This window comes from Thermodesulfobacteriota bacterium, assembly GCA_030583865.1.
Lineage (GTDB): Bacteria > Desulfobacterota > GWC2-55-46 > GWC2-55-46 > GWC2-55-46 > UBA5799.
On the sequence record CP129479.1, the window covers coordinates 161,610 to 180,903 of the forward strand.

Sequence of the window (19,294 nt, forward strand, 5' to 3'; positions counted from 1 at the left end):
GGGCTGTCCCGGGGACCTGTTAAACTCCTTGACACACTTGCAAAACCTTCGGTATTATTTAATATTGACCCATTAAGTATACACCCTATTTCCACGCCTTGCACCCTGGGAAGCCTCGGTTCAGGTCCTTCGGCGGTTGTCCGGGGTGGAATTTCAATAGCATTTTTAAAGCTTTAGGGAAGAGGAAAAATGGCACAGGAGCAAAGACCGGTCTATATAGAAGACGAGATGAAAAAGTCCTACCTGGACTACGCCATGTCGGTCATAATCGGCAGGGCGTTGCCGGACGTGAGGGACGGCCTTAAGCCGGTCCACAGGAGGATACTCTACGCCATGCACGAGATGGGGGTAGAGTGGAACAAGCCCTACAAAAAATCCGCCCGCGTGGTCGGTGACGTCATAGGCAAGTACCACCCCCACGGAGATTCCGCGGTCTACGACGCCATAACCAGGATGGTGCAGGACTTCTCGCTCCGGTACCCGCTCATAGACGGCCAGGGCAACTTCGGCTCCATAGACGGCGACCCTCCGGCTGCCATGAGGTACACGGAAGTCAGGATGGCGAAGCTTGCAAGCGAGCTCCTGAAGGACATCGACAAGGAGACCGTCGATTTCCAGCCTAACTATGACGAGTCGCTCAAAGAGCCGATGGTGCTCCCAGCGGCCTTCCCCTGCCTGCTTGTGAACGGCTCATCCGGCATAGCGGTCGGCATGGCTACCAACATGCCGCCTCACAACCTCTCCGAAATAATAGACGCGCTCATCCATATAATCGGAAAGCCGGAGGCGACCGTAAAGGAGCTGATGCAGCTCGTCCCGGGTCCGGACTTCCCGACAGCCGGGTTCATAAGCGGCAGGAAGGGCATAAGAGACGCCTACGAGACCGGGAGGGGAGTGCTTCAGCTCCGCGCAAAGGCCAGCATAGAGAAAAACCCCCGGACGGGCCGCCAGGCGATCGTCATAACCGAAATACCTTACCAGGTAAACAAGTCCAAGCTCATCGAGAGCATCGCCGAGCTTGTGCGCGAAAAGAAGGTCGAGGGCATCTCGGACGTCCGGGACGAGAGCGACCGCGAGGGCATGAGGATCGTGGTGGAATTGAAGAAGGACGAGGTCGCCGAGGTCATCCTCAACAACCTCTACCACCACACCCAGATGAAGACCTCCTTCGGAATAATAAACCTCGCTATAGTCGACGGCCAGCCCAGGGTCCTGCCCCTCAGCCAGCTCCTTAAGGAGTTCGTCCGGTTCAGGAAAGAGGTGGTCGCGAGGAGGACCGTATTCGAGCTAAGGAAGGCCCGCGAGCGGGCGCATATATTGGAGGGCCTGAAGATAGCCCTCGACAACCTTGACGCGGTCATAAAGCTCATACGCGCATCGAAGAGCCCGCAGGAGGCCAAGACCGGCCTTGTAAAGAACTTCAAGCTCTCGGAGATACAGGCCCAGGCCATCCTGGACATGAGGCTCCAGAGGCTTACGGCACTCGAAAGGGACAAGATAATAGAGGAGTACCGGGAGCTCCTCAAGCTCATAAAGATGCTCGAAGAGAGGCTCGCCAGCGAAAAGCTCCTCATGGCCGTGGTCGTCGACGAGTTGAAGGACATAAAGGAGAGGTTCGGAAGCGCCAGGCGTACCCAGATCGTGGACGAAGCCGGGGAGATAACCCTCGAGGACATCATCGCCGAAGAGGACATGGTGGTCACCATAACGAGCGGCGGCTACATAAAGAGGAACCCCACCAGCCTTTTCAAGATCCAGAAGCGGGGCGGCAAGGGGAAGACCGGCATGACCACCAAGGAAGAGGACTTTGTCTCGAACCTCTTCATAGCCTCGACCCACAGCCATATCCTCTTCTTCACGGACAAGGGCAAGGCCTACTCTCTCAAGGTCTATGACATACCGCAGGCCGGGAGGGCGGCCAAGGGCAAGGCCATTGTGAATATCCTCAATATCGCCCAGGGCGAGCACATAACCGCCTTCCTTCCTGTCCGCGAGTTCAGGGAAGGAAACTTCATAACCATGGCGACCGCCCACGGGGTCATCAAGAAATCCGACCTCATGAGCTTTTCCCACATACGCTCGGGAGGGCTCATAGCCGTGAGCCTCGACGAGGGCGACAGCCTCATCGCCGCGCGCCTGACCGACGGCAAGACAGACCTCTTCCTGGGCACCCGCCTCGGGCAGGCCATAAGGTTCCACGAGGACGAGGTGAGGGAGATGGGCCGCCAGGCCAGGGGCGTAAAGGGCATCAAGCTCGACGAGGGCGACCGCGTGGTCTCCATGGAGACAGTCGAGGAGAACTCGACCGTCCTTACCGTCACGGAGAACGGCCACGGGAAAAGGACCGAGTTCGCAGAGTACCGCGGCCAGGGCCGGGGCGGAAGCGGCCTCATAAACATCAAGATAACCGAGAAGAACGGGCCCGTCGCAGGCATAGTCAAGGTGACCGACGCGGACGAGCTCATGATTTCCACGAGTTCCGGGAAGATAATAAGGATAGCCATGAAGGACGTCCCGGTCATAGGCAGGAACACCCAGGGCGTCAAGCTCATGGACATCGAAAAAGGCGAGCATATATCCGGAATGGCCCCCATAGCCGAGAAGGACGATTCCGGCGAGGCGGAAGAAGAGGAGTGAGCCGCTTGGGTAACCGGGCCGGAATGCCGGGATTCGAGATGCCTGAGCGGGCCTTAAAAGGACGGGGCTGATGGGACGGATTGCCGTGCTCGGGGCAGGGAGCTGGGGAACGACGCTCGCCCAGGTGCTGGCCCATAAGGGAAAAGACGTAAGCCTGTGGGCAAGGGAGGAAGAGGTCAGGGCCTCCATCGCCGAAAGGCGCGAGAACAGCATGTATTTGCCGGGGGTGGAGCTCTCTTCGGGCATAACTCCCTTCACGAGCATTGAAGAGGCCCTGGACGGCTCGGATTTCATCGTAAGCGTCATCCCTTCCCACGGCTTGAGGGGCGTATTTTCCGGGGCCAGGGGCTTTATCCGGGACGGCGCACTCGTCGTTAGCGCCACCAAGGGCATAGAGGAAGGGAGCATGATGCCCCCTTCGGGTGTCATCTCCGAGGCCCTTTCAGGCAAGGCCTTTTCATTCGCGGTCCTCTCCGGACCCTCTTTCGCAAAAGAGGTTAGCCGCGCTCTCCCCGCGGCCCTGACCGCCGCATCCGCTTCCGTTGAGTCGGCCCGCAGGGTGCAGGACGAGTTCTCGACGAACTACTTCAGGGTCTATACTAACGACGACGTGACCGGCGTTGAGCTCGGCGGCGCTCTTAAGAACGTCGTTGCCGTGGCCTCGGGCATATCCGACGGGCTGGGGCTCGGCCACAACGCCAGGGCCGCGCTCATCACCCGGGGCCTTGCCGAGATGGCCCGCCTCGGCGTAAAGATGGGCGCGCGTAAAGAGACCTTCTCGGGCCTCTCGGGCCTGGGGGACCTGGTCCTTACCTGCACAGGGCCCTTGAGCCGGAACTATTCGGTCGGAGTCTCGATAGGCAAAGGCGAGGCAATAGGCGACATCACGGGCCGCATGCTCGAGGTTGCCGAGGGCGTCAAGACCTCGCGGGCGACAAGGGAGCTTGCCTTGAGAAACGGGGTCGAGATGCCCATTGCCGAGGCGGTATACAGCGTTATCTACGAAGGAAAGCAGCCCAGGGAGGCTGTGCTCGATCTAATGGGCCGCGACCTCAAAGGCGAGTAGCATCCTCCTCTCCAGCAGCCCCTTTTTTTTCTACCCGGCCCATTCAAAATGGGCTAAAATATTCCAGCTTTCGTCCGATAAGAGTAGATATCCAGAAAAGATAAAGCGCCTCTTCCGCGGTATTGATGGGAAAGTGCGCGTAAAATCAGCCTGAAAGGGGCCTCAGCGGGTCCGTTAGCCGAATCCCGGGCGCTCTGTATCGGTATGCTCAAGAAAAGCCTACATTCCAGGATACTCGTCCTCATCATCGGGCTCATCACCATCGGCGTCGTCATCTCCATATACTGGGAAATCAGCAACAAGGAAAGGGAACTCCTGGAGGAGAAGCTCCGGGCATCCCGGTTCATGGCCCAGCCCATACTTACCGCCATATACGAGGACATGATAGAGGAGAGGGCGGACCTCGCGCGCCACCTGATAAACTCCTTGAGCAAGACGCCGGGCATCGAGAGCGTCTACATAGTGCGGAGCAACGGCGTTGAAGAGGCCTTCAAGGACCTTAAGACCATAAGGGCCGTAGAGAAGGAGTTCGGCGAGATACGGCCGGAATGGCTCGCGGGCCACCCCGACCTTGAGGAGAGCCCCCCGGCCAGGGGCGTCGGCAACCCCGAGTTCAGGGACGCGCTTGCGAAGTTCAGGAAGGACTGGCAGAGAGGCGAGGTATACTACATAGACAGGAGCGGTCCGGAGCCGCTCTTCACCTATCTTCAGCCGATTGAGAAGAAGCCCAAGTGCCAGAGCTGCCATGTGAGCGAGGACGCAAGGGGCATACTCGTCATAAGGACCCCGCTTTCCGACATGTACGGGATGCTCTCGCAAAGCAGGAACCAGTGGGTCCTCTCCGGCATCTTCGCAATAGGCGTTGGCGGGATACTCCTTTCGCTGCTCATCCGCAAATCCATAACAGGCCCCATCAGGAAGAACGTCGAGATAATAAGGCGGATAGCCGACGGCGAGGCGGGCATAAACGAGCGGATAAAGGTCGAGGCCGAGGACGAGATAGGGTACCTGGCCACGGCCTTCAACAGCATGCTCGACTCCCTTGAGAAGAGGGCCGAGGAGAACACGAAGCTCTTCGGGCTCGTCATGAAGAGCAAGGAGGAGTGGGTCGCCACCTTCGACGCCATCCAGGACCTCATCTCCATTCACGATAACGAGTACAAGATAATAAAGATAAACAAGGCGCTCGCCCGTAAGTTCAACTCCACGCCCGAGGAGCTCATAGGGAGGAAGTGCTACCAGCTCCTTTACTGCAGGCACGAGCAGAAGGAGATGTGCCCCCATTCGAGGACCCTTGCCACCGGCGAGGTGGCCAACGCCGAGGTGGAGGACCTGGTTTTCGAGGGCAGCTATAAGATTACCACCTTCCCGGTCTTCAACGCCGAGGGGAAGGTATGGGCGAGCGTGCACGTCGCCAGGGACATAACCCACGAGAAGCTCCTGCGCGAGCAGCTCCTGCACTCCGAGAAGCTATCGAGCCTCGGAAAGCTCGTCGCGGGCATAGCGCACGAGCTCAACAACCCCCTCATGGGCATCATGGGATTCAGCCAGATACTCATGGACACGCCCGGGGACAAGAAGCTCGACGACATCAAGGACAAGCTCCGGAAGATCTACCACGAGTCGCTCAGGACCGCCAAGATAGTCCAGAACCTCCTTACCTTCGCCAGGGCCAAGAAGACCGAGAGGGAGTACCACAGCGTAAACGAGATAATAAGGCACACGATAGAGCTCAGGGAGTATTCGCTCAAGGCCAACAACATCCAGGTGGCGCTTAAGCTCGAGAACGGGCTCCCGCGGACGATGGTCGACCTCTTCCAGATGCAGCAGGTCTTCATAAACATCATAAACAACGCCGAAGACGCGATGGTCGCGAAGAAGGGCAAGGGCAAGATAGAGATATCCACCCGTGTAGAGGGCAAGAGGATCGTAATCTCCTTCAAGGACGACGGGCCGGGGGTATCGAGAGACGTCATACACAAGGTCTTCGACCCGTTCTTCACTACCAAGGACGTGGGCAAGGGCACGGGCCTCGGCCTCTCCATAACCCACGGCATAGTGACGGAGCACGGCGGCTCCATAGACATCACGAGCCCTGAGGAGGGAGGGGCCGTCGTGACCGTCGAGCTCCCGGTCGTCGAGATGGCGCAGTGGGCGGCAAAATCCGGGAAGCCCGCCGAGGCCGGGGATGTATCGGCCTCGGGGAAAAAGGTCCTCATAGTAGACGACGAGAAGTCCATAAGGGAGACCCTCGAGGACATATTCACCCGGGAGGGCTACAGGGTCGAGACCGCGAGGGACGGAAGGGAAGCCCTTGACATCCTGGACAAGGAGAAAGTGGCCCTGGTCGTCACCGACCTCAAGATGCCGGGCTACGGCGGGACAGACCTCTACGACAATATCCTCAAGAAGCACGCCTACCTTAAAGACAAGGTCATAATCCTCACCGGAGACGTCTTCAGCCAGGACGCGAAGGAATTCCTTTCCGGAAGCGGCTGCCCTTGCGTGTTGAAGCCCTTTGAGCCCAAAAAGCTCATAGAGCTCGCAAGGGAGCTCCTGAAATAGCTTTCACGTGAAATTATTCTGCTATACTGATTGGGCAACCTCTAAAAATTGATCTTTTCCCCGGACCCTGGGTAGTTACGGGAAGCGGGTAAAATCTCCAATTTTCAGAGGTTCCCGGATAAAAGCCGGGTCCGACAGTGGACTCCGGAAACTCCCCTTGATGGAACAGGCCTGTTGTGTTAGAAGGTAAAGGGGCGGGAACCAATATTCCCACGGGGCAGGTCGTTTTCCCAGCCGGCAGACCGAAATCCAGATGGGCGGGACAGGCGGCGTAATGTAAAGACCTTTCCTGCGCCCTTTCGAACCACCCTTCAAAAGGCTTAGAGGCGCTGTTATCCCGGAAGATGTTCCGGTTTTGTAGCAGCCTTGAAATTATCCAAAAATATGGTTTGACCGGAAGCGGCGAAAGGAGGTTTTTCAATGGAGTTCAAGTCCATCGGCAGTCTCTATGACGCCCTCAAGGGCGCCGTAAAGGAGGTCAGGGAAGGGGCGGTCGAGGTCCTCGACGAGAGGCTCGTGCGCGGCGCGGCCATAGACAGGCTCGTCTACAACGCCGTCTTCAGCTCAAATGGCGAGGTCCGGGACACCTCAAGAAAGCTTATAAAGTACATCGCGCTTGGGCTCGGCATACGCTCCGCCTCCATACAGGGCCTTTACGAGGCAATGGGCAGGGGCGAGTGCGGGGGCTTCACGGTCCCGGCCATAAACATCCGCGGCCTCACATACGATACGGCCCGGGCCATATTCAGGTCGGCCCAGAGGAACAACTCGGCTACCTTCATATTCGAGATAGCGAAGAGCGAGATAGGATACACCGAGCAGAGGCCTGCCGAATACACGGCCTGCTGCCTGGCTGCCGCCATAAAAGAGGGGTGGAGGGGCCCGGTATTCCTCCAGGGCGACCACTTCCAGATAAACGCGAAGAAATACGTCCAGGACAGGGAAGCGGAGATACGGGACCTCAAGAAGCTCATAAAGGAGGCGATAGACGGGGGTTTCCTCAATATCGACATAGACGCCTCGACCGTCGTGGACCTCTCGAAGCCCACCGTCACCGAGCAGCAGAGGCCGAACTTCGAGACCACCGCCGTCCTTACGGACTACATAAGGGAGAACGAGCCAAAGGGCGCGACCATCTCGGTCGGAGGCGAGATAGGCGAGGTCGGCGGAAAGAACTCGACCGAGGAAGAGCTTCGCGCCTTCATGGACGGCTTCCTTGCGGCCCTGCCAAAGGGCAGGAAGGGCATAAGCAAGATAAGCATACAGACCGGCACCTCTCACGGCGGGGTCGTGCTCCCGGACGGCACGATAGCGAAAGTGAAGGTGGACTTCGACACCATAGCGAGGCTCTCGAAGGTCGCGAGGGAGGCATATCAGCTCTCTGGTGTAGTCCAGCACGGCGCATCGACCCTTCCGGACGACGCCTTCGACCTCTTCACCAAGAACGGCGCCTCGGAGGTGCACCTCGCGACCGGCTTCCAGAACATAATCTACGACAACCCGGCCTTCCCCGAGGGGCTCAAGAAGGAGATTTACGCCCACCTTGCCGATAAGCACTCGGACGAAAGGAAGCCCGCGGACACCGAAGAGCAGTTCATCTATAAGACAAGGAAAAAGGGCTTCGGCCCGTTCAAGGAGAAGATCTGGACCCTCGACGAGGACAGGAAGAAGGCCATAGCAGATGAGACCGAGAAGAAACTCGACCTCTATTTCCGGACGCTCAACGCGCGGAATACGAAAGACCTGGTCTCCAAGTACGTAAAGGCAACCTCTAAAAATTGATCTTTTCCCCGGACCCTTTGTCAGGCCGGGAATAAAAATGCTCACATATTGTCATATATGCTCCGCTTTTTATTCCCGGCCTTCCTTGATTGCGGGAAAAATCTCTAATTTTTAGAGGTTGCCTAAAATAATGAAATACGGCGCGGCCGTATGTTATAATGTCCGCACAAGTTCTTGAAAGGAGCCGAGAGGCAGATGATAGCCGCAACGCAATTGAGAGTCGGGATGACGATCCTCTTCAACGGGGAGCCGTACAGGGTCGTATCCGTGCAGCACATAACGCCCGGGAACTGGCGCGGCATGGTTCAGACGAAGCTGAAGCACCTTAAGACCGGTTCGAGCGTCGAGAACAGGTTCCGCTCGGAGGACAAGCTCGAGAAGGCGCACCTCGAGCAGCACGAGATGGAGTACCTTTATAACGACGGCGACGACTACCATTTCATGAACAGCGAAAACTACGAGCAGGTCTCGCTCTCAAAGGAGATACTCGGCGACAACACCTTTTACCTCATACCCAATATCAAGTTCATGGTGGAGTACTATAACGACGCGCCAGTCGGGGTGGACCCGCCGAAGGTAGTGGAGCTCAAGGTGGTGGATACCGTCCCGTTCATGAAGACGGCGACCGTGACCGCGTCCCAGAAGCCGGCCACCCTGGAGACCGGCCTCGTCGTGAACGTGCCCGGATTCATAGAGGCGGGGGAGGTCATAAGGGTCGATACGACCGAGGGTAGGTACCTCGAAAGGGCAAAGGCGGCGCAGTAGACCGCCAGCTTAACGCGGACATCAGAAAGGCCCCGCCCGGAAACGGACGGGGCCTTTTAATTTCGGGATAGCAAGATCGGTAAATGCGAAAGGACGAGTAGCGTGCTGCCGCGTTTTATGGTTTATGCGAAAAGGCCTTTTCCGCACTGCCGTGCGGTTTTGAGGGTAAGGCTCGCTTGCTTAGCCCCCTCCCCCACCCCGTGAACACACAAAAGCGAGCAGAGACCCGAGTTTTATGGGGTCGAGCGAGCGGATGCAAATCCGGAAAACTTCCTCTTGTGTCGGAGATTCCCGGCGGAATGCCGGGAATCTTCAACGGGCCCCTAAAGTCGCTTCGCTCCTCTCATCCCCGGCCCGTTCACGCTCTTCCTCCCTTATGCTGCGCTCGCCTTACCCTCCGGGTTTTGTTTCAAGACATAGGAATTTACTGTTCTTTTGTTTTTGCATTTCAAGATAACCAGGGGCATAAGGCTTATGCGAATAAGGCTGGGGGAAGGGCGAGCGAGGCGGGGAAGCAGGAGCTCGGCCCCAAGGGGCCGAGCGACATAAGGGCCGAGCGAGGAGGATGGGGGCGGGTAGCGAGAGCCTTATGCCCAAAAAAGCGCGGCAGCGCGCAAAAGTTCTTCGCACAAGGGTTTTTGAATTGTGGATAGTATGAAAACCGGTTTGTATTCCAGAAATCTCCTGTGAGATAATATATCGATATGACCGCCATCGAAGAAAAACTCGCGAAACTGCCCCAGCTCCCTGGCGTTTACATGATGAAGGGAGCATCGGGCGAGGTCCTCTACATCGGGAAGGCAAAGGACCTCCGGGCGCGGGTGCGCTCGTATTTCAGGGAGGGCGGGGACGGCAGGTACGCCGTCAGGTTCCTCTCATCCAGGACAGCCGATATCGACTATATAGTCACCACGAACGAGAAGGAGGCCCTTCTCCTCGAAGACACGCTCCTTAAGAGGCACAAGCCCAGGTACAACATACGCCTCAAGGACAGCAAGACCTATGTGAGCATCAAGATAACGATGAAGGAGAAGTTCCCCCGCATACTCGTTACCAGGCAGAGGAAAAAGGACGGATCGAGGTACTTCGGCCCCTACATCTCGGCCCGCGAGGTGAGGGACACGATAAAGTTCATCCGGAGGATATTCCCGCTCTGCGTCTGCTCGGAGGGCGAGTTCAGGAACAGGGTAAGGCCGTGCCTCGACTACCAGATAGGGCTCTGCGCGGCCCCGGCTGCCGGGCTCATATCCGAAGAGGCCTACAGTGAGCTCGTGGACGGTGCGATAATGTTCCTTGAAGGGAAGAACAGGGAGCTCCTTAGAATGCTCCGGGAGAAGATGAAGGAGGCTTCGGCGGCGCTCGAGTTCGAGAAGGCCGCAAGGCTCAGGGACAGGGTGCTGTCGATAGAGGGGATGCTCGAGGAGCAGAAGGTGGTTGCGGCCAGGGCGGCCGACCAGGACGTTTTCGCATTTATCAGGGAAAGGGAATCGATAGTGCTGCAGGCCCTCTACATACGCGACGGCAGGCTCACGGGCGGGAGCGACTACTTCTTTCACGACGCGGGACTGCCGGACGAGGAGATACTCTCTTCGTTTGTCGCGGAGTACTACAGGGGCGAGCGTTTCGTGCCTGACGAGGCCATCGTGCAGACGGAGCTGGATGACAGGGAATTACTGGAGGACTGGCTCTCCGAGAAAAAGGGGAGAAGGGTCGCCATTACTATGCCGCATAGGGGCGGAAAGGCGAAGCTTCTTCAAATGGCCCGATCGAACGCGGCAGAGGCCCTCCGGAAGCGCTCCGAGGCCGCTCTTTCCAAGGCTGGTGTGGTAGAGGAGCTTCAAAAGAGGCTCCGCCTGAAGGGCGCGCCGCACAGGATCGAGGCCTTCGACATATCCAACATAGGCGGAAGCCAGGCCGTGGGCGCGATGGTCGCCTTCAGGGACGGCGAGCCGGACAAGGACTCCTACAGGCTCTTCCGGATAAGGGGGCTCGAAGGGCCTGACGACTATGCGATGATGTACCAGGTCCTGTCGCGGAGGTTCCTTATGGAGGGGGCCGGAAAGGGCCCGGGCTTCCCCGACCTCGTCCTGGTGGACGGGGGCAAGGGGCAGCTCAATATAGCGATCGAAGCCCTTAAGGAGCTCGGCGTGAGGGGTGTCGAGGCGAGGGCGCTCGCAAAGGACAGGGATAACGGGCCTCCGGCAAAGGGCGCCAAGCCAAAAGGCGAGCGTGTCTTCATCCCTGGAGTAAAAGACCCCATACTACTCAAGGAGGGCTCGAAACCGGACCTCCTCGTACGGAGGATACGGGACGAGGTCCACAGGTTCGCAATTTCCTACCATAGGAAACTGAGGTCAAAAGAGATCGGCTCGCTCCTTGACCGGGTGCCGGGCATAGGAGGAAAAAAGAAAAAGGCCCTCTTCGAGAGGTTCGGAGACCTGGAGTCTATACTGAACGCCGACTTACAGGAGCTCATGTCTATACCGGGGATAACGGAAAGGCTCGCGGAAGAGATAAGGAAGCTAAAGGGCCAGGGCAGCGGCGGGGAATAGGGCCGGCCTTCTTTTCCGTATTTAGTGCAAAAAAGGCCCGGCCTGTGTTAAAAAGGGACTGCCGACCCACAAAGCCCCTTATGCGCCCACTCGTCCCTGTTGCCCTTACCGTCCTGTCCGGGATAGTAGTCTCGGACCAGCTGGACTTTTCCTACGGCCCGGTGCTCGCCGGGCTTTCACTCTCAATAATCGCTCTCGTACTGGCGTACGCGTTCAGGCTCGGGTTCAGCCGCCTCGCGGTCCTCCCGATTTTTTTCTTTACGGGCGCGCTTCTGATCCTCCCCCACTCAAGCCCGGAAATCCCGCCGGGCCACATACTTGACCGCATCCGGGCCGAAAATATCGAAGCCGTAATGTTAGGCCACGCGATAGAGGGGCGCGTACTCGAGATCGAGCCGGCCGGAAGGAGGACCAGGTTTCTAATCGATATCGAGAGATACCGGGAAGGCGAAATTTGGGAATCTTCAAGCGGAAAGGCCCTTCTGACCGTCAACGGCAGGGTTGGCCTCAAGCCCGGGGATACGGTGCGGACATTTGCCATGCTCGGCGAGCCCCGTACCTTCGGCAACCCCGGAGAGTTCGACTACAAGCGCTGGCTCGGGAGAAGGGGTGTTTTCGTTACCGGGTTCATAAAGAGCGAGAGGCTAATAGAAATAACCGCGGAGTCCTCCGGAGGGCCGCTCAATGTCCACGGGATGCGGGACCGTATAGGGAAGTTCATCGAGTCGAGCGGGCTCAGGCACAGGGACTCCCTCAAGGCGCTCATCATATCCGGCCAGGGCGGCATAGACAAGGAACTCAGGGACGCGTTCGCCTCAACGGGCACGGCCCACATACTTTCCATATCAGGCCTCCATGTGGGCATGGTCGCGGCATTCTGCTACGGGCTTTTTCTTCTCCTCATGAAGCGGTCAGAAACGCTCCTCCTTGCGGTTCCGGCTAAAAAGGCCGCTCTTGCGCTCTCGGCGGCGCCGGTCGTTTTCTACGGGATGCTTGCAGGCTTCCCGGTCCCCACCCAGAGGGCGGTCATAATGGCGCTCGCCTTCCTCCTCTCCTTCGCGCTCGGCAGGGGAAAGGACTACATCAATACGCTCGCCCTCGCGGCCATAATCGTCATGGCGCTTGCCCCCTATTCCGTGTGGGACGCCTCCTTCCAGCTGAGCTTCGTAGCGATGGCTTCCATCATAACCCTCGTCCCCGGGATGAGGAGCTATCTTGAAGGAAGTGGAAAAAAGGAAAATGATGACGGGCAAAAGACATTCAAAGCGCTCTCCCTCGCATTCCTTAAAGAACGGGCCGTGCCTTTGGTCCTGGTGACTGCAGCCGCGGGAATTGGTACCTCTCCCATTCTTGCGTGGCATTTCAACAGGGTGTCGATAGTCGGGCTTGCGGCAAACCTCGTCGTAGTGCCCCTTTCGGGCATAGTCGTGCCCTCTCTATTCGTCTCAGCCGGGCTACTCCCTTTTTCAGAGGCCCTGGCCTTGATGCCGCTCAAGATAGCCGACCTTGTCTTCAGCATCATGGCGGGCGCGGCACGGATTTTCTCTGCCATCCCCTACGCCTCCTCGTGGGTATCCCCGCCCCCGCTCCACGAATTAGCGATATTCTACGCCCTCGTTGTTTGCGCTGTCAGGCTTGAATGGAGGCGCGCGAGGCTCCCGGTCATTGCCCTTGCGGCTCTTTTATTGGCGAGCTACGGGGGCAGGGGATTTTTTTACGAAGGGGATTCAGGCAAGCTCACGGTCACTTTCCTGAGCGTGGGGCAGGGAGACTCCTCTTTTATAGAATTCCCTGACGGCACGACCATGCTCGTTGACGGAGGCGGGCTCAACAACCCGGACTTCGACACGGGCGAGAGGGTAGTTGCCCCGTTCCTGAGGTCAAAGGGAGTAATGAAGATAGATTACATGCTCTTGAGCCACGCCCAGCAGGACCACATGGGAGGCCTGCCGTTCATAGCTGAAAACTTCAGGGTTGGCGAGTTCTGGTGGAACGGCCGCGGGGATCTCGGCAGGCTCGGGACTATCCTGGAAGAGAGGGGTGTGCGAGCCAGGGTCGTTAACGCCTCTACGCCTGAAATACCGATCGGCGGTGCAACGGTCGGAATACTCCATCCGGCTGAGAGCACGGAGGGCCTGGACCTGAACGAGTCGTCGGTTGTCATGAGGGTCTCATACGGCGAAGAAAGTTTCCTTTTTACCGGGGACATAGGGAAGAGCGAGGCGCTCCTTTCGGGCCCGGCCCTCGCCTCTACCGTGCTGAAGGTGCCGCACCACGGCTCCAGGAACTCGTCAAGCGCGGGGTTCCTTGCCGCCGTGGCCCCCGAGATAGCCGTAGTCTCGACGGCAAGGCTTAATTCCTTCGGGTTCCCTCACAGGGAGACGCTTGAGAGGTACTCGGCCCTGGGCGTACGGGTCATGCGGACCGACTCGGGCGGGGCGATCGTGGTCACGACCGGCGGCAAGGGTGTGGACGCAAGGCAGTATTTGACTGGCAGCGGCCCGTAGATTATACTTATTCAGCAATTTGGAATACCTCTTGAGAAGCACGGAAGGTTCAAATCCACCCCTGGCCCGCAAAGAAAGAGGCCCCCTATGAGGCTTATACCGTTTCTCCTCGCCGCGCTTGTCTTGGCCCCTCCGGCATACGCCGAGCTCTATTACTGGACCGACGGGCAGGGGAACGTCCACATAACCGACAGCCTGGAAAAGGTCCCCCAGGAATGGCGCGGCAAAGTGAGGGTTCAGAAGGAAGAAGAGGCTCCAAAAGGGCCTCAGTTCGAAACCGAAACACCGCCCCCTCTCCCTGTCGAGCCAGGGGCTGTCCTCTATGGCGACCAGACGTTCGATTGGTGGCGGATTTCGCTGGCCCGGAAAAAAGGCGAGATTAACGAGCTCCAGCAGGCGATCAACGTGAAAACGAATTACGTGGAGGTATTCGAGGCCGGAAGGAGGTTCGGGCAGGTCTTCGCATCCGAGCAGGTCGCGAAGTACAATCTCTACAAGGAGGAGCTTCCGGCGGACCTGAGGAACCTGGCCGCGTTGCGTGAGGAATACGGGGAGCTCCAGAGGAAGGCGCGGATAGCCGGGGTGCCCAAGGAGGCAAGGGAGCCCTGACGGGCCGGACCGCAAACGCCGCGCGTCAGATCTCTATTTCAGTACCAGCCGCAACGGCCAGGCATTCGAGCCCTGAGCCGTTCTTTTTTATAAGTTCCCTGCATTCCTCGACGATGCCGTCGACCTGGTCGTCGGTCCTGTCCTGGTTCTGGTGGAACAGCCCCAGCTTCCTTACGCCAGCTTCCATCGCGAGCCGCACCGCGTCAAGGTAGGCCGAGTGACCCCAGCCTTTCGTGCCGGCCTCGTATTCCTCTTTTCGGTACTCGGCGTCGTGGAAGAGGAGGTCCGCCCCCTTGCTGAACTCGCGGTATCCCTCGTACCCGAGGCCGAAGGGGTGCCGGTAGGCAAGCTCGTTGTCCGTAAGGAATACGAAGGCCTTTCCGTCCTCTTCGAGCCTGTAGCCCACGCCCATGTTGGGATGGCTGAGCGGTATGGTCGAGACATTTACCGACCCTATGGAGTAGCCGTTGAAGCCCATGCCGAGAAAACTTATGTCCGCCTTGATGTCCTCGAACTCTACCGGGAAGTTGGGCGCGGTCATTGTCTTTGAGATTATGCGCTTCAAGGAATCCTGCGTGGGCTGCGGCCCGTATATCTTTATCTCGCTCCCCTTCGAGTAAATCGGCTTGAAGAACGGGAACCCGAAGAGGTGGTCCCAGTGGGCGTGCGTAAGGAGGAGGTTTATCTTCCGGGTCCCGTTGTTGGAGAGCCTGTTCCCCAGGAGCCTTATGCCGGTCCCCGCGTCCAGTATTATGAGGTCGCCCGAGGCGCTCACGACTTCTACGCAGGTCGTGTCGCCGCCGTATTTTATGAACTCCCTGCCGGACACAGGGACGGAACCCCTCGAACCCCAGCACCTGATAAGCATGAAAATCCTTCTTGAAGACGAAAGTATGGAGGGAATTCTTGCCCTGGAGGGCTGCGGAAAGCTTGTCTTCCCGGCGTCCTGGAAAAATCATCCAGGCCGGAATCCACTCCAGGTAAAATTATAACACCGCATTATAAAAAGGTTTTGTGACTTAAGTCAACGGAGGCAGCCTCGCCTAAAATTTACCCCAATCTTTCCAGCGCCGCTGCCTTTGCGGAATCCATTACCACTTTAAGCGCCACGCCCTTCTTCTCGGCCAGCAAGCGGCAGTCCTCGTACTCGGGCTGCGCGTTTACGGCCCTGCCTGAAAGGTACGATGCCTTGACGCTTACGGTGCCAAAAGGGGTCCTGACCTTGAGGACCTTCCTGTCAAGGCAGTGCCTCTCCACCGGATAGGACCTTACCCCTATGGAGGTGGATTCCCTGAATATCATCTCCATGAGCCGCGCCCGGTCTTCTTCTTTCGCAAGGACAGTGAGGAGGACGCCGGGCCTGGACTTTTTCATCTGGACCGCGGTATGGAATGCGTCGAGCGCGCCGGAACTGATAAGCTTCTCGATAAGATAGCCCGAAAGCTCAGGGCTCATGTCGTCTATGTTCGTCTCAATGACGTGGAGCCTCTCGCCTTCGGGCCCGCCCAGGGCGCCTTTAGAGCCGAGGACCGCCCTTACGATATTCGCCCGCTCCTTAAGGTCTTTTTTCCCGGCCCCGTACCCGACCCTCTCGACTGTCATGGCGGGCATGGGCCCGAATGAGGCGGCAGCTTTCATGATGGCCGCGCCCGTGGGCGTCGTAAGCTCGAACTCGATTGGCGAGGACGCTACCGGAGCGCCCTTCAGTATCTCAAGCGTGGCGGGTGCGGGGATGGGGAGCTTCCCGTGCATGGTAGTTGTCCAGCCCGAGCCGAGCGGCAGAGGGGAGCATATTACCCTCTCCGGCCCGATCGCCTCGAGCGCCACAGCCGCTCCCACGATGTCGATTATCGAGTCCATCGCGCCTATCTCGTGGAAATGGACCTCATCCGCGCTTATGCCGTGGACCTTGCCCTCGGCCTCCGCGATTATCCTGAATATTTCGGTACTCAGTTTTTTTACGCCGGGCGAAAGGGAGCTTCCGGAGATTATTCTTTTTATGTCCCTGAAGGTCCTGTGGTGGCTGCTCTCGCGTAGTTTCACCCTGAAGGAGGTGCAGGATATGGAATGGCGAAGCTCTTTGCCCACGGCCACTTCTATCCTGTCGACCTTGAGCTTTCGGACCTCTTTCAATATGAGCCGCCTGTCGACCCCGAGGTCTATTAGGGAAGCAAGGAACATGTCGCCGCTTATGCCCATCGGGCAGTCGAAGTAGAGGAGTTTCATCTGAACCTTTCAGGCAACTTCTTAAAATTGATCTTTTCCCCGGACTCTGCGTAGTTACGGGAATAAAAATGCTCACATAATATCATATATGCTCCTCTTTTTATTCCCGGCCTTCCTTATTTGCGGGAAAAACCTCAAATTTTCAGAAGTTGCCTGTAGTCTGTCTTCAGGGGGCTTTATCCCCTGTTTATAAGGCTCGCCACGTAAGCAGCGCCGAAGCCGTTGTCTATGTTCACGACCGAGATCCCCGAGGCGCAGGAATTGAGCATGGCCATGAGGGTGGTAATGCCCCCGAGGTTTGCGCCGTAGCCCACGCTAGTGGGCACCGCGATTACGGGCCTTGAGACAAGGCCCGCGACCACGCTCGGGAGAGCGCCTTCCATCCCGGCCACGACTATTATGACGTTAGCGTCCCAGAGCTCCTCTTTCCTGTGAAGGAGCCTGTGTATGCCGGCGACACCGACATCGTAAAGCCGTTTTACCCGGTTCCCCATGCACTCGGCCGTTATGGCCGCCTCTTCGGCGACCGGCACGTCTGATGTGCCCGCAGATATCACGAGCACCGTGCCCTTGCCGGAGGGGGCTATTGCGTGCGACTTGACGAAGAACGTGCGCGCGATCTCGCTATGCTCCGCCCTGGGGAAGGCCCTCTTGAGGGCCCTTCCGCTTTTCGTGTCGAGCCTGGTAACGAGGACGTTCTCCTTCCTCTTCAGCATGCTCGTAATGATGGCCTTCATCTGGGGCACACTCTTCCCCTGGCCGAATATGACCTCAGGGAAACCCTGGCGTAGCGCCCTGTGTGTGTCGAGCGTTGCGAATTCGAGGTCCTCGAACGGGAGCTTCCTGAGCGCTTCGAGCGCGCCGTCAACGCTTGTTTTGCCGTCCTTCACGTCTTCAAGGAGCTTTTTTAAGATGCCGACATTCATATCGCCCTCTCAAGCGCCCTTGAGATCAGCTGCTGGACGTCAAGGAGAAAGACCGGGCTTCCGTCAACCATCATGGTCATGCCCGAGGCCCCCCAGAGCCTGGAGATGGGAGGGAGGAGGGGTTTCACGTACGCGTCTATCTCGGCGCCGAAGCCGTCCACCCTGAACGCGGCAAGCGGGCTTCCTCCGTCCTGCCCGAGCAGAGGGCTCCCGTCTACCAGCACGAGAGTATGGCCACCCCCGTCCCGCTCCGGGAGACCGAAAAGGGAGGCGAGAGAAACGACCGGGACCATTGCCCCCTCGTAGTTTAAGACGCCTCCTGCGCCCGTATCGGCCTCGATTACCTTCTCTATCTTTGATATCGGGATAAGGAAGCGCTCAGGGCCTATGCCCACGATAAGGGCCTTGGTTATCAGGGTAGTACGCGGCAGCTCCAGGATGACCTTCGTGCCCTTGCCCTCTTCCGATTCGATCTCGAGCGTTCCGCCGAGGCCTTCTATTGCGTCCTTTACGACATCCATCCCTACTCCCCTGCCAGATGTCTCCGATACCTTCCCGGCGGTCGAGAGGCCCGGCAGGCATACGAGCTTAAGGAGCTCCTTGTCGGGCATCGCGGCGGTCTTCTCAAGGGGGATCCCCCTTTCAGCGGCCTTTTTCCGGAGCGCCTCTTTCCGGATGCCCCTGCCGTCGTCCGATACCTCGATAACGGCACGGTCCTTCCGGGCATGGGCCCGGACCTTTATTGAGCCGATTGAGAGCTTGCCGCTGGCGATGCGCTCGCTTGACGTCTCTATGCCGTGGTCTATCGCGTTCCTTATGAGGTGCACGAGCGGCGAGGAGAGGCCTTCGAGTATGGCCCTGTCGAGGCTTATGTCCATGCCCTCCGTGTAAAGGGAGACCTCCTTGCCCGAGCCCGCCGTCAGGTCCCTTATTATCCTCGGGATGCCGGCTGCAAGGTCCTCAATGGGGAGCATGCGCGCTGAAAGAATGCTCCCGTGGAGCGAGCCGACGGTCTTCCCGAGCATGTGGACCCCGTCCTTGAGCTCTATTGAGCGCGACTCATGTGTAAGGGCCTTGAAGGAGGAGAGCACCATGAAGAGGTCGCCCACGGTAGCGAGCAGCTCGTCAAAGACCCTGCCCTCGACCCGCATGACATTCGAGAGCCTCAGGCCGCCCGCGTGCGCCGCTGCCATTCCAGGCAGGTTGGCTGAAGGCCTTGGGACCGGTGCGGGCCCGCCCCTTAAAGCGGCAGCCAATTCGTCAAGGAACGGGTCGATTGATACGTCAAGCGGCTCGCCGTTTTCGACCTTCCCGACCAGCTCGCGCTTAACGTCCAGGCATTTGAGAAGGGCCGAGGTCATCTCCCCAGTAAGGCCGAGCTTCCCTTCGCGGAGCTTGTCAAGCAAGTCTTCCTCGGCGTGCGCAAGCCTCATTATGGGCGTGTATCCCATGGACGCTGACATCCCCTTGATGGAATGGTAATGGCGGAAAAGGGAGTCGAGCGTGTCTTTCCCGTCCGGGTCCCGTTCGAGCGAGAGGAGCCCCGACTCGATATCGGAGAGGTGGGCCTTTGCCTCCTGCAGGTATATGCCTTTGTATTTGGAGGTATCCATGAAAGTATGCGCGGAGGTGCGCTGTTTGCGTTTTCCTCCTCCGCAC

The 19,294-nt window shown here is 58.4% G+C and carries 12 protein-coding genes; 8 read left to right on the forward strand and 4 right to left on the reverse strand.

All coding sequences use genetic code 11. The annotated features are described in order from the left end of the window. The first annotated feature begins 189 nt into the window (after positions 1-189). The 8 genes from gyrA to QY316_00875 all read left to right on the forward strand — a co-directional run bounded on the left by gyrA (position 190) and on the right by QY316_00875 (position 14,483). Positions 190-2,637, forward strand: coding sequence for a DNA gyrase subunit A (gyrA, locus tag QY316_00840; GenBank protein ID WKZ32984.1), 2,448 nt, complete (start codon positions 190-192; stop codon positions 2,635-2,637). 70 nt (positions 2,638-2,707) lie between these two features. Beyond that, entirely contained in the window at positions 2,708-3,703 is a 996-nt protein-coding gene (locus QY316_00845) for an NAD(P)H-dependent glycerol-3-phosphate dehydrogenase (GenBank protein WKZ32985.1), read from the forward strand. Positions 3,704-3,907: 204 nt separating this feature from the next. After that, on the forward strand, positions 3,908-6,268 hold the full coding sequence (locus QY316_00850; protein ID WKZ32986.1) for a response regulator: 2,361 nt from the start codon (positions 3,908-3,910) through the stop codon (positions 6,266-6,268). Between the two features lie 420 nt (positions 6,269-6,688). Beyond that, positions 6,689-8,050 (forward strand): class II fructose-bisphosphate aldolase, encoded by a 1,362-nt coding sequence (locus QY316_00855; GenBank protein WKZ32987.1) that lies wholly within the window; start codon positions 6,689-6,691, stop codon positions 8,048-8,050. A gap of 195 nt (positions 8,051-8,245) precedes the next feature. After that, positions 8,246-8,815 (forward strand): elongation factor P, encoded by a 570-nt coding sequence (efp, locus tag QY316_00860; protein ID WKZ32988.1) that lies wholly within the window; start codon positions 8,246-8,248, stop codon positions 8,813-8,815. A gap of 704 nt (positions 8,816-9,519) precedes the next feature. After that, positions 9,520-11,367 (forward strand): excinuclease ABC subunit UvrC, encoded by a 1,848-nt coding sequence (gene uvrC, locus QY316_00865; protein WKZ32989.1) that lies wholly within the window; start codon positions 9,520-9,522, stop codon positions 11,365-11,367. Positions 11,368-11,447: 80 nt separating this feature from the next. Continuing rightward, complete coding sequence (locus tag QY316_00870; protein ID WKZ32990.1) at positions 11,448-13,874, forward strand: DNA internalization-related competence protein ComEC/Rec2; 2,427 nt, start codon at positions 11,448-11,450, stop codon at positions 13,872-13,874. An 87-nt stretch (positions 13,875-13,961) separates the two neighbouring features. Next, a complete protein-coding gene (locus QY316_00875; GenBank protein ID WKZ32991.1) occupies positions 13,962-14,483 on the forward strand; it encodes a DUF4124 domain-containing protein in 522 nt (173 codons plus the stop codon). Positions 14,484-14,508: 25 nt separating this feature from the next. Here QY316_00875 and QY316_00880 read toward each other — a convergent pair whose 3' ends face one another. From QY316_00880 to QY316_00895, 4 genes are all read right to left on the reverse strand, one after another. Next, positions 14,509-15,351: an MBL fold metallo-hydrolase gene (locus QY316_00880; GenBank protein ID WKZ32992.1), complete on the reverse strand. Its 843-nt coding sequence runs from the start codon at positions 15,349-15,351 to the stop codon at positions 14,509-14,511. 182 nt (positions 15,352-15,533) lie between these two features. Next, positions 15,534-16,709: a nickel pincer cofactor biosynthesis protein LarC gene (larC, locus tag QY316_00885; GenBank protein ID WKZ32993.1), complete on the reverse strand. Its 1,176-nt coding sequence runs from the start codon at positions 16,707-16,709 to the stop codon at positions 15,534-15,536. A gap of 176 nt (positions 16,710-16,885) precedes the next feature. Continuing rightward, entirely contained in the window at positions 16,886-17,635 is a 750-nt protein-coding gene (gene larB / locus QY316_00890) for a nickel pincer cofactor biosynthesis protein LarB (protein ID WKZ32994.1), read from the reverse strand. Next, the gene (locus QY316_00895; protein WKZ32995.1) at positions 17,632-19,248 is read right to left on the reverse strand and encodes an ATP-binding protein; all 1,617 of its coding nucleotides are present in this window, start codon (positions 19,246-19,248) and stop codon (positions 17,632-17,634) included. The genes larB and QY316_00895 overlap by 4 nt, the downstream gene beginning before the upstream one ends. Positions 19,249-19,294 lie beyond the last annotated feature (46 nt).

Excerpts from the sequence above, each read along its gene's own strand:
- efp (WKZ32988.1), top strand. The coding sequence starts at position 8,246 with ATGATAGCCGCAACGCAATTGAGAGTCGGGATGACGATCCTCTTCAAC.
- larB (WKZ32994.1), bottom strand. The coding sequence starts at position 17,635 with ATGAATGTCGGCATCTTAAAAAAGCTCCTTGAAGACGTGAAGGACGGC.
- uvrC (WKZ32989.1), top strand. The coding sequence starts at position 9,520 with ATGACCGCCATCGAAGAAAAACTCGCGAAACTGCCCCAGCTCCCTGGC.
- QY316_00875 (WKZ32991.1), top strand. The coding sequence starts at position 13,962 with ATGAGGCTTATACCGTTTCTCCTCGCCGCGCTTGTCTTGGCCCCTCCG.
- larC (WKZ32993.1), bottom strand. The coding sequence starts at position 16,709 with ATGAAACTCCTCTACTTCGACTGCCCGATGGGCATAAGCGGCGACATG.
- QY316_00870 (WKZ32990.1), top strand. The coding sequence starts at position 11,448 with ATGCGCCCACTCGTCCCTGTTGCCCTTACCGTCCTGTCCGGGATAGTA.
- QY316_00895 (WKZ32995.1), bottom strand. The coding sequence starts at position 19,248 with ATGGATACCTCCAAATACAAAGGCATATACCTGCAGGAGGCAAAGGCC.
- QY316_00850 (WKZ32986.1), top strand. The coding sequence starts at position 3,908 with ATGCTCAAGAAAAGCCTACATTCCAGGATACTCGTCCTCATCATCGGG.
- QY316_00855 (WKZ32987.1), top strand. The coding sequence starts at position 6,689 with ATGGAGTTCAAGTCCATCGGCAGTCTCTATGACGCCCTCAAGGGCGCC.
- QY316_00845 (WKZ32985.1), top strand. The coding sequence starts at position 2,708 with ATGGGACGGATTGCCGTGCTCGGGGCAGGGAGCTGGGGAACGACGCTC.
- gyrA (WKZ32984.1), top strand. The coding sequence starts at position 190 with ATGGCACAGGAGCAAAGACCGGTCTATATAGAAGACGAGATGAAAAAG.
- QY316_00880 (WKZ32992.1), bottom strand. The coding sequence starts at position 15,351 with ATGCTTATCAGGTGCTGGGGTTCGAGGGGTTCCGTCCCTGTGTCCGGC.